Origin of the sequence: Shewanella marisflavi (assembly GCF_023283925.1) — a bacterium.
Lineage (GTDB): Bacteria > Pseudomonadota > Gammaproteobacteria > Enterobacterales > Shewanellaceae > Shewanella > Shewanella marisflavi.
The window spans coordinates 92,793-103,272 of record NZ_JAKIKX010000011.1 but is presented as its reverse complement, the minus strand read 5'-3'; the positions used below and the strand labels follow the sequence as shown (position 1 = coordinate 103,272).

Annotated in this window: 10 protein-coding genes; 8 read left to right on the top strand and 2 right to left on the bottom strand. The window is 41.7% G+C overall.

Translation table 11 applies throughout. From position 1 onward, the window contains the following. Nucleotides 1-47: 47 nt before the first annotated feature. The 3 genes from gmtZ to greB are packed head-to-tail and all read left to right on the top strand — an operon-like array spanning nt 48 to nt 4,398. Nucleotides 48-3,275 carry a gamma-mobile-trio integrase GmtZ gene (gene gmtZ, locus L2712_RS17455; RefSeq protein ID WP_248978535.1) on the top strand — a complete coding sequence of 1,076 codons (3,228 nt, stop codon included), beginning with the start codon at nt 48-50 and terminating at the stop codon, nt 3,273-3,275. Nucleotide 3,276: 1 nt separating this feature from the next. After that, nucleotides 3,277-3,900 (top strand): gamma-mobile-trio protein GmtX, encoded by a 624-nt coding sequence (gene gmtX, locus L2712_RS17450; RefSeq protein ID WP_248978534.1) that lies wholly within the window; start codon nt 3,277-3,279, stop codon nt 3,898-3,900. Nucleotides 3,901-3,921: 21 nt separating this feature from the next. Further along, on the top strand, nt 3,922-4,398 hold the full coding sequence (gene greB / locus L2712_RS17445) for a transcription elongation factor GreB (protein ID WP_248978533.1): 477 nt from the start codon (nt 3,922-3,924) through the stop codon (nt 4,396-4,398). A gap of 144 nt (nt 4,399-4,542) precedes the next feature. Here the strand turns inward: greB and L2712_RS17440 are convergent, their stop codons facing one another. After that, on the bottom strand, nt 4,543-5,673 hold the full coding sequence (locus tag L2712_RS17440; RefSeq protein ID WP_248978532.1) for a hypothetical protein: 1,131 nt from the start codon (nt 5,671-5,673) through the stop codon (nt 4,543-4,545). A 106-nt stretch (nt 5,674-5,779) separates the two neighbouring features. Between L2712_RS17440 and L2712_RS17435 the strand changes: the two genes are divergently transcribed. Next, entirely contained in the window at nt 5,780-6,013 is a 234-nt protein-coding gene (locus L2712_RS17435) for a carbon storage regulator (RefSeq protein ID WP_248978531.1), read from the top strand. Nucleotides 6,014-6,049: 36 nt separating this feature from the next. Then, nucleotides 6,050-6,529: a hypothetical protein gene (locus L2712_RS17430; protein ID WP_248978538.1), complete on the top strand. Its 480-nt coding sequence runs from the start codon at nt 6,050-6,052 to the stop codon at nt 6,527-6,529. Between the two features lie 158 nt (nt 6,530-6,687). Here L2712_RS17430 and L2712_RS17425 read toward each other — a convergent pair whose 3' ends face one another. Continuing rightward, entirely contained in the window at nt 6,688-6,894 is a 207-nt protein-coding gene (locus L2712_RS17425) for a helix-turn-helix domain-containing protein (RefSeq protein WP_033540323.1), read from the bottom strand. A gap of 132 nt (nt 6,895-7,026) precedes the next feature. Here L2712_RS17425 and L2712_RS17420 point away from each other — a divergent pair, with 132 nt between their 5' ends. From L2712_RS17420 to L2712_RS17410, 3 genes are all read left to right on the top strand, one after another. Continuing rightward, nucleotides 7,027-7,566 (top strand): response regulator, encoded by a 540-nt coding sequence (locus tag L2712_RS17420; protein WP_248978530.1) that lies wholly within the window; start codon nt 7,027-7,029, stop codon nt 7,564-7,566. Between the two features lie 5 nt (nt 7,567-7,571). Beyond that, nucleotides 7,572-8,987 carry a DEAD/DEAH box helicase gene (locus tag L2712_RS17415; protein WP_248978529.1) on the top strand — a complete coding sequence of 472 codons (1,416 nt, stop codon included), beginning with the start codon at nt 7,572-7,574 and terminating at the stop codon, nt 8,985-8,987. A gap of 102 nt (nt 8,988-9,089) precedes the next feature. Next, nucleotides 9,090-10,397 carry a type II toxin-antitoxin system HipA family toxin gene (locus L2712_RS17410; protein ID WP_248978528.1) on the top strand — a complete coding sequence of 436 codons (1,308 nt, stop codon included), beginning with the start codon at nt 9,090-9,092 and terminating at the stop codon, nt 10,395-10,397. Nucleotides 10,398-10,480: the final 83 nt, after the last annotated feature.

Sequence of the window (10,480 nt, the reverse complement as noted above, 5' to 3'; positions counted from 1 at the left end):
ACAAATATTACCCCACTCTCGCCGAAGCCCAACAGGCGGTGCAAACCTTGGCCATCGCTACTCCGTCCGAATACCAAAAGCGCTACCGTCAGGACCCTCGCTTACCCAGCACCCCAAACCGAACCTATGCAGCCGACTGGCAAAGCTGGTATTCATTTTTGGGCAACGAACTCAAACAATTCTATGCCACTCTCGTCGAAGCCCAACAGGCGGCGCAAACCTTGGCCATCGCTACTCAGTCCGAATACCATAAGCGCTACCGTCAGGACCCTCGCTTACCCAGCAGCCCAAACCGAACCTATGCAGCCGACTGGCAAAGCTGGCCTTCATTTTTAGGCACTAAAGACAAATATTACCCCACTCTCGTCGAAGCCCAACAGGCGGCGCAAGCCTTGGCCATCGCCACTCAGCCCGAATATCAAAAGCGCCACCGTCAGGACCTTCGCTTACCCAGTCGCCCAAGCCTAACCTATGCAGCCGACTGGCAGTCATACACTAAATTTTTGATGCCAATTCAGATAAACACTCTCTCAGAATTAAAGAGAGCGTGCAAAGTACTTGCGATAAAAGACTCGAGGCAGTATCGCCAATGTCGAAAAATCTATCCTCAGCTACCCTCTAAACCTGACAAAAAATTCAAAGAATGGGTAGATTGGTTCGATCTATTAGATATCCCTCGTCCATACCCATATGAAAAACTGCGCTCGATAGTTCTAGAACAAAAATGTAGTACTCTGGCAGACTATAAAAAAATGCGCGCAAAGCTAAATGATCCCCATATCCCTGCATCCCCGATTGAGTTTTACAGAGGAAAAGGGTGGACAAATACATTTGACTTCTTTGGCACAACAAGACCATATCAAATCAAGTATTTTGAACCAAAGTGGAAAGGATGGGCCAACTCGATAACCGAATTTTTAAAGTCTGCAAAGGGCGGTGATACCAAAGCAAAAGATCTTTGTGAGTTTGTTCGAGAATATATTGAGCCTAATAACTTTGAAACTTCACCAGTGGAATACTTAATCAGAGGAAAAACCAACATTCAACCAATGCTCGAGTTGTTTGAAAAAGTTCCTATTACACGTAAGAAAAAGTGGCTTTTTTCAATCAATGAATATTTAAACTGGATAGTTGTTAATTTTCTAACAATTGAAGATGAGGATACGGGAGAGATATCTCGCATAAAAGGAGCCAAAAACCCTTTTTCACATGTCAATTTCGATGGTGAGCAAATACCAGTATCAATCAATGAGACGAATAAACTAGCCTTACCCTATCAATTCGTAAAAGACGCCAGAGAATGGATCCTACCTCCAAACTCAATACTCAACCAGACTAGTTACTCAGAACTGCATCATCTTCATAAGTTCTCTGCAGACTGGATTCCTATTGATGATTCATTCCCCATTGACCCCTCAGATCCTGACTGTGTAACCAAAGTTGAAGGTGGTAAAACGTTCCTATGGCTGCCTATCTATTGGACCTATACCTATGCATTAATGCAGTTGCCGGCTAGAGGAAGGCAAATAGTATATTGCGATTCCGGTGAAGCCGATACAGAAGTGCCAGACATTCAAAACGGTAAAGTCGTATGGGAAGAGAACCTAAGCCAATTAGCGGGCCTCACGACACGCCAAAGCATGGTCAGCAAAACAAAAGATGATGACTTTGGTGTTTACTACACTTCAAATAAGACCAACTTCAACGGTGAAGGTTATGCCATCCCATTCATGCCATTGGATTTGGCTTACTGGCTGATAAAATTAAGAAAATGGCAAGAAAAATACAACCCGATCATAGCACCGACAAAATGGCTTGATTGCACCCGAACTAACTTAAATGAGATTCAAAGAAAACAAAAAGGTATAAACTGTTTTCTTTTTCGAGACTTTCAAGAAAACGAACCAGGTACATTTGGTGGACGCTTAGCAACAAGGTTGGCCGCAGCACTGTTTGTCTCATCAGGAGAACAGTTGAATTCTGCGACCTATAACGGACAAAGCCATAGAGAGTGCTACAAACAACTACAACAATTACAGAGTATCCCTATTTCGCGCTTTAAGTCGCAATATACGCCTCATTCCATGCGAGTAAGCCTGATCAATGCTTATGCTTACGAATTTGGCATGCCACTCGAAGTGATTATGAAGCTAGTCGGACATTCATCGATAATCATGTCAATTTACTACATAAAAAGTGGCAAAACAGGCGCAAATATTAGAGAACGACTAGAGGTCGGAGAAAAGCAGGCTCTTAGCAAAAGCACAGATACATTAAGAAGTTTCATAGAGGCTCAACGAGTTGAGCAGTGTAAAAGCCAGTTGGTAGCAAATAGCCCAGAATTTCTACAGACCATAGATAATGTTCGGCCAGCTTCAAGCTATCTGTTTAAAGATTTTGGCATGTGCCCTGTTGGTGGCGCCTTTTGTAGCGAAGGCGGTTCTCCTGTGGCAATGAAAGCGAATATCTACCACCCAGTCAATGCGGGATACTTAGGGGAGCAAAATTGCATTCAATGCCGATTCTTTGTTACTGGACCAGCCTTTATGATGGGGCTAGCGGCACTGTTTAATGAAATAAGCTTAGCCGTTCATACTCAATCACATCGCTACGCAAAATTAGAAGGTGAGCTAAGTCAAACGATCGCCCAAATCGATGTGATCTCACATGAAATCTATCAACAAAAAGCCCAAAATGAGCAATTGGATAAACTCGAAAAGGAGAAAGGACAACTCCAAGCTGAAAGACGGAAACTAAACTCCGAGATAGAAACTAGAGCGAAGAAAATGGACTTATACATGTCTGACATGAACGCCATCCATAAACACTTGATTAGCTGCAAAAAACTCATCAACCAAGAAGAAACCATCAACAACTCAAAGCTACACTTGATCGTACCTCATGAGTTTGAAGTAAATATTGAGCTGGATGATGTCAGTGGTTTCCAACAGCTATCTGAAGTATGTGAAAATGCCGAACTCTATCATAGCTGTAGCGACGAGCTAGCCGTAACCAGACGCAGTCAGGCTCTCGATAAAGTATTGATTCAAAATGGGTTGAACCCACAGTTTGTGTTTCTTAGTGAAGAGCAGCAACTGGCTGTTGGCAATCAAATGACTCAACTTATGCTCACCAGACTACAAAGCTGGGAAAAGATTGATAAGCTTATAAATGGCAGTTTAGGGTTAAACGACTTCACTGAGGCCGATGGGTTATCCACTCGTGATATCAAAGAGTTATTCGCAAAATCTACCCCTCTAAAGTTGGTAAATTAATATGTCAGAAATCTCCCCTCAAATAGTACTTGAACAACTAAAGAAAACGGTCTCTTCACGCATTCAGAGTTCACTAGATGCTATTTATCAAATTTGCATTGAACAGCAAGAAAGAGGGCTAAGCGAATTTAGCTATTCCACTATTGCACGGCTTGGAAAGGGCCGTGGAGTCCCAGCAGCTCAGAGCATTCGCAATAAAACAGGTGAACCATATAGAACACTTATTGCTAGCTTCGTAAACACCTCAGGAAAATGTGAAAAACCGAAAGCAACAACCAGCAAAAGTAAACGCTACGCATGGATTGATGAATTAAAAGATCCTGTTGTAAAACTTCAAGCTAACATCCTCTATTCTCAGAAAATTGCAGCAGAAAAGTTAGTAAAAGAAATCGTACCAATTGATCAAGTTATTGAGATATTTGACGGCGATTCATCAGCATCAACTACCGCTAAACTCACCAACTTGGAGCGAGATGCTTTAGAGCACCTAATCTCATCGGAGTTTTTGCGCCGACAACGATTGGAGATAGGCCCAAATGGAAGTATATTGACGGTCGATGAACAAGAAACATTTTTCCCTGTTGCAACCTTAGATGCGATTAAAAAAGCATTGCAGTATTTGTAAGCAAGGACTAGGAATACACAGTTGAGAACCAACCTAATTACCCGAGAAGGGTTTGAGAAACTCAATAAAGAGCTTAATTACCTCTGGCGCGAGTACAGGCCTGAAATCACCAAAAAAGTGACCTGGGCAGCTAGCCTTGGAGACCGCTCAGAAAACGCTGACTACAAAGAGAACAAACGTCTTCTTAGGCAAATTGACTCTCGAGTACGCTTCCTTCGAAAGCGCATTGAAGCTATCAAAGTCATTGAGTACTCTCCAGAGCAAGATGGTAAGGTCTTCTTCGGGGCTTGGGTTGAAATTGAAAATGAAAACGGCGATACAAAAAGCTTCCGCATAGTTGGCCCTGATGAAATCTATGGTCGCAATGATTACATCTCTATTGATGCACCTATGGCGCGGGCATTACTGAAAAAAGAAGTGGATGATGAAGCAGTTGTTAAGACACCAACAGGTGAGCAGATTTGGTATGTGAATAAAATCACTTATAAGGCACCGTAAACAGATTACTATACTGGAATGGACATACAATACGCGTCATTGGTAGTGCGCCCTCAGGTACAAAGGTGTATGTGCTAGAGAGGCGAGTCTTAGGTGCCGCCCCTGATTTGCCTCATACCCAGATAGAGGTTTAGAGGTAATTAGTCATGAGCAAATAGCGTAATAAGCTGGAGCGAGTTTTCCGAGTGCAGTATTTAACTGTTCTAGCTTTTCTTGATCCATATTTTTTGCATTGTTACTTATTAGGACTTTAATTGATTCGTAATAATTGGCGAAACTTTCATCGCTTTCAATTATACGCAGTGTATTTTCAATTTCATTACCAAAAACCTTATAGATAACAAACTGTAAATCTAATATATCAGAGTAAAACTTGTTGTTGCTATAAACACGGGCGGAGTGACTAGAAATATCATCTTTGAATTGTGCCAAGTTGATTTTATGATATTTTAAACTGTCATCCTCACCCCATTCCCTTGTGTGCCCTGAAAAACGTTGTAAGTTTCTAATTAAATCACCAATGTTGCGCATCGTGCTGTCTGCATTGTGCAAATTTAGTCCTGAAAATATAAAATCATCATTTCTTTTGATTTCAATATCACCATTTTTTAATGTTTGCTGTGGATTAATGTGTAACAAGGTGGTGATTAAGTTGGAGGCGTTCAAAACAGCAATATCTTTATCTGTATTAAATGCCTTAAGCTCCTTTAAGCATCTCAGGTAAAAATTTATCAGATGATTTATCTCACCTTCGAATATGTCAGCCTCATCATTTGATAGGCATGTGTTTTCAAAGGTGTTATTTGGAAATAATTTTTTATAAAGCTTATTACGTGAAGTTATTTCAACTTTATTATCATTGCAATAATTATCAAGTAGCTCTTCAAATGATGAGTAGTGCATTTGATACTTCTGGAAATTGAGCATCTCATTTTCTTTATCCCACTTGTCTTTCTGAAGCTCCTCAAACTCATCCTGTCGTTTAGCTTGTTCTTCAATCTGTTTCTGCTGAAGCTTGAACTGCTTAATGCTGATAAGCAGTACCCCTACCGTACCTATCGCAGCTAAAAAGGCTGAGGCCCCAGCAAGCACTGAACCGAATGAGGACCAATCTTCGGGTAATGGGGAAAGTCGCCATGGCCACTGCGCAAAATTTGCAAAATAGCTGATGAGAACAGATAGAAAAACGATGATGCCAAGATAGGCCGCTCGTTTTAACCAAATTAGCCAGTTATCAAAACTGTCTATGTTTTGACCTTTCACTTGTTCACTCATCAAACATCCCTATCCAACAATAAGTTACACGATTTTGCCGTCATATTATGCTTAATTTTGCTTGTGATCTACACTAAATACTCCACACATTAAACAAGGAAGTATAATGCTGATACTTACCCGCGTGGAAGGCGAATCTCTCTACCTAGATAACATCTATGACGCTAACGGCAATCAATTGCCCCCCATTGAAGTAATCAATATGGGGAAAAATAGCATTGGCGTACATGCAGACAAATCGATAACTATCTTGCGTTCGGAAATCCTCGACAGAGTTAAGATTAAGAAGCTAAATGACCGGTACCGAAGCAATATTTATTTGACTGAAAAAGAGGAGTAAACTGGCAATATAATCATGGAGGATTGTATGAAGCACATAAACAAATTCACGCTATTCACGCTCTCTCTTTTACTCGCCTTCTCCGCCCAGAGCGAAGTATACCGCTGCACAGATGGCGTGTATCAAGCCGATCCATGTGATGAAGATAGCAAGCCTGTTGATCTCAGTGGGGTTGGCAGTGTTGTCAGTAATGATGCTGCTCCTGCTTATAGTCATCTTCAAAGCAACCTTGGAAACGGCAGCGATAAGAAAGCGCAAATCAGTACCTATGTTCGTAATCAGCAAATTGAGCGTGAAATCAATAAGCTTGAGAACCGCCGCGAAAGGGTTATCGCTAACCGAGATCGTCGAATGGCTAATCTAAGGAATCGCGGACGCTGGGCAAACAACAACTTAGCCGGGGCCACCTGGCAGCAAAGCCTAGCTCAAGAAATGAGCGCTATCACCCAACAGGCCGATACCGAAGTATCGAGCATTGATCGCCAAATCGCCCAGCTTAAAACTGAAATGAGATAGGTAAATCCACTATGAAAACGTATTCTATCTAGAACATGAACGTGAATTTAGCTCGCTATTGCCCGTAAAAATAATTCGCATTACCATAGATGTTTAATTATATTTTCTCACTCATGTAGGAAAAGCAAACATTTGGCGCAATGCCAGCCGCTTTTACTTTAGGGCAATAACTCTCTTACGTCACACCCCAAAACCTCAGCGAGTTGATAGGCCTTTTCGAGCGTGATGTTGACTTCTCCACGTTCAATTCGTCCTGCATAGCTACGATCTATCTCTGCTAATAACGCCATTTTATCTTGCGAAATCCCGAGAGCCTTGCGCTTATCTCGTAATTTCGCACCAAACTGGATAGCTAAGTCTTTCATTTTTCATCTCGTTAAAGAGAAAGACTATCCGAAGTTGCGGCTTACAAAGCCACGGATTATAATCCGCATTCATAATGCAAAGCTCTCCTATCCCGGAGAGTTAGAGATAAAGAGCCGCTTTGCGAGAAAGTAATGTCAAAACCATCCATCAAGATTAACGCTCAACTAAATTCAATTCTCCAGGATGAGAACTTTGACAACTTCAGTGTGGCACGGTTACGTGACGCATACTTGGCAATGCCTTCAACGACTGAAGAGCCGATTGAAGCTCGCAAATATGTTTACCGACAAATCCATAGACTGGTTAAGAAAGGCTTACTGCTGAAAAAGGGAACCAAACACTCTAAAAGAATTGCGTACCAGAAGTCTGAGCTGTTTTTTGAGACCAAATTCATCGAGCAAAATACATCAGCAGCCACGGCAAACCAGATCACATCACCCCACTCGACCTCTAATGATGCTATTAAGCAACTTGAAGAGCGTTTGAAAGAATCTGAAGTGGATCTACTCGCTAGCATTGGTGAGTCAGAAGAGTATATGCGGTTGTATCAATCCTTCCCCGAAATGAAGGCGCACCTCGAATCCCAGTACTTACAAGCCCGAGAAAAAAGCTCAAAACTACTTGGGCAAATCAAAGCAATTAAATCTGTCCTCTTTCACCAGCGTAAATAATCTACATGCAACTAAGAAAATGGCAATCAGAGTGCGTCAATCGCACTCTAAAGCACTTTAATACCCAACACAGACACTTTCTTTGTTTAGCGACGCCTGGAGCCGGTAAGACGATTATGGCGGCCGAGGTGGCAGCTCAACTACTTAAAGAAGGCCTAATCGACTTTGTGCTTTGCTTTTCACCTTCCATCAATATATCTCAGGGGATCAAGTCTGCATTTTCAAAACGATTGGACTGCCGTTTCAATGGCGTGATCGGTGCTATTGGTTGCTCTTACACTTATCAAAGTATGCTGTCATTCAACGAAGATTTTTGGCAGCTGCTAAAGCGAAATCGCGTACTCGTCGTTTTTGACGAGATCCACCATTGCTCAGGCAGTTCTCTAGAAAATGCGAATGCATGGGGAGAAGAGATCTTACTGAATATTCAAAACCAAGCAGAATACACCCTAGCATTAACTGGCACTCCATGGCGCTCAGATCAGGCACCTATAGCTCTATCTCGTTATACAGATCCGAACAACCAAATTCAATGCGATTACATATACGGTTTAAGGGAAGCTGTAGCTGACGGAGTATGCAGAAATCCCAAGATCGTCTTAATTGATAATGAAAAAATCTCGGTTACTGATGAAGATAATGAAACTAAGACGTTTAATTGCCTAGATGATTTATTCAAAGGTTCTTCGGTTTCTTATCAATCGGTCATCAAAAATGATTTGGCAGTACGACATGTGTTAAAGCTGGCGACAAACAAGCTCAATAGCATTAGGTTACACAATCCAAATGCAGCAGGACTAGTCGTTGCCTCATCAGTAGAACATGCCACTCATATTCTGAATATTCTCAGAAAAGAGTTTGCACAAACCGCAGAAATCGTTACTTACAAAGAACAACAACCGTCATTAAAAATCGATGAATTCAGGAGCGGCACAACAAACTGGATTGTTAGTGTTGGTATGATTAGTGAGGGGACTGACATCCCACGTCTCCAGGTGTGTTGTCACCTAAGCAGAGTCAAAACTGAGCTCTATTTTAGGCAAGTTCTAGGTAGAGTATTACGTAAGAATAAAAGCAAAAACCAAGAAGCCTGGCTATACACCTTCGCTGCACCAAAACTTGTTGAATTCGCAAACCGCATAGCTGAAGAGATACCTGACATTCCAGTGGTATTCCGGGAAGCGCTGGAATCAGAAGTCTCACAGGGCCGAGGCAATACTCTCCCCTTGTTATCCAAAAATATTCCCCCAACGTCCATTAGCGAGCTTAAATTTGGACGAGCCTGCCTTGATGAACATACACCATCGCATTTGGCAGAGTTGGACCCCCTAGAACAACCAATCCTTCCAGCATCATTGTCATTTGAGCTACTCGGAGGTTTCAGAGAGAAGGTAGTTTCAACCTTTAGCTCTCCTTTTTAAAGTGATACTTATCTTTTACTGATAACGTGTTAGCTATATGGCTAACTTTTATTAAATTCACACCAATATTAGCTATATAGCTAACTTCACAAGGTAAAGGTTTTGGCGGAATTAACTATTCAAATTAAGCTTGGCGATACTTGGCATGATGCTGCAGCCTTAAAATTTGAGGAAAATGCAATGTCACTTAGATATTTTGATTCGTATGCCATTGAGCATTTTGGTTGCGATGACAATCGCGCCATATCAATAAACCTGCCTGTAACAGTTTTCCCTTATCACACTACAAAAAAACAACCATTCAGGTTCATAGATGACATCATTCTCAGTGGAGCGGGTAAACGTTTCTGGACTGGAAAAGGGTTACCAATAGAGGAGTCTATATACAATCTCCTTGGCCAATATGCATGTGGACCAATAGGGAATATAAGGATTAAAGAAGCATTAAATGCGGAACACCAGCCACACAATCCCTCATTCACCATTGACGATGTAATAAACAAAGGGTGGAATTTCCTCGATTATGCTGAAGAACAGGGTGCAGACGTAAGAAGCGCAACAGGAGCCGGCGGTGAGGCTCCTAAATTTCTCCTTAGCAAGCACGACCAACATGTTTGGCTAAACTCCCCAAGCAAGGTTATATATCCTAGCAATGAACACTACCTAGTAAAGTTCCCAAGAGGAAAACAATCAGTTATAGACTCGGATATTCTCAGAGCTGAATACCATTACTATCATGAACTCGAACACCTTGGATTCGACACTATTGCCACGAAGGGGATGATGTTACTGGAAGGGCCGGTCTACCCGTCTCTTTGGCTACCCCGATTTGACGTTGAAACGACTAGAGATGGCAATGTAACTCATTGTGCGATCGAGTCTATATATTCTGTTCTTCAAAAGCCACCAGGTGAATTCCTAGATCATGAAGATACACTAAGAGAGCTTATCAATATTATTCAAAACAGTTACCTAGTCAAAGAGCAGGGCTACCAATTTGACGCCGAAAGCCTTGTAATTGAATGGGTTAAAAGAGACTTGCTTAACTTTGTCTTTGGAAACTCAGATAACCATGGGCGCAACATCGCAATAGTTAGAGATCAAGAGAAAATTGGTCTCGCACCAATCTACGACTTTGCTCCAATGAAGGCTGACCCTCAAGGTGTTGTTAGAACAACAACTTGGGCTCCAAATATAGAGCATGGTGGCAAACTTAACTTCCACCAAATATCTCAAACATTAAGTGATTTAGTTGAATCTGACAGACTATTGGAAGAGGTAGCAACCTTAGTAGATTCCTTGTTGTCACTGAAAGGCAGACTTGAAAAACGGGGAGTTCCAAAGTCAATAATCAACTATCCATCAATAGGTCTCAACTACATTTCAAACAAATTACAGAGTATGCATTGAGTTCCATTCTCAGGCCTTACCACTAAATTACCAAACGCCTACACGGAACTTTAGTAAACAAAACTCTGTAACACATTCATGGA

What these genes read in the sequence shown, in the direction of transcription:
- gmtX (WP_248978534.1), top strand. Translation starts at nt 3,277, where the DNA reads ATGTCAGAAATCTCCCCTCAAATAGTACTTGAACAACTAAAGAAAACG.
- L2712_RS17440 (WP_248978532.1), bottom strand. Translation starts at nt 5,673, where the DNA reads ATGAGTGAACAAGTGAAAGGTCAAAACATAGACAGTTTTGATAACTGG.
- L2712_RS17435 (WP_248978531.1), top strand. Translation starts at nt 5,780, where the DNA reads ATGCTGATACTTACCCGCGTGGAAGGCGAATCTCTCTACCTAGATAAC.
- L2712_RS17425 (WP_033540323.1), bottom strand. Translation starts at nt 6,894, where the DNA reads ATGAAAGACTTAGCTATCCAGTTTGGTGCGAAATTACGAGATAAGCGC.
- L2712_RS17420 (WP_248978530.1), top strand. Translation starts at nt 7,027, where the DNA reads ATGTCAAAACCATCCATCAAGATTAACGCTCAACTAAATTCAATTCTC.
- L2712_RS17415 (WP_248978529.1), top strand. Translation starts at nt 7,572, where the DNA reads ATGCAACTAAGAAAATGGCAATCAGAGTGCGTCAATCGCACTCTAAAG.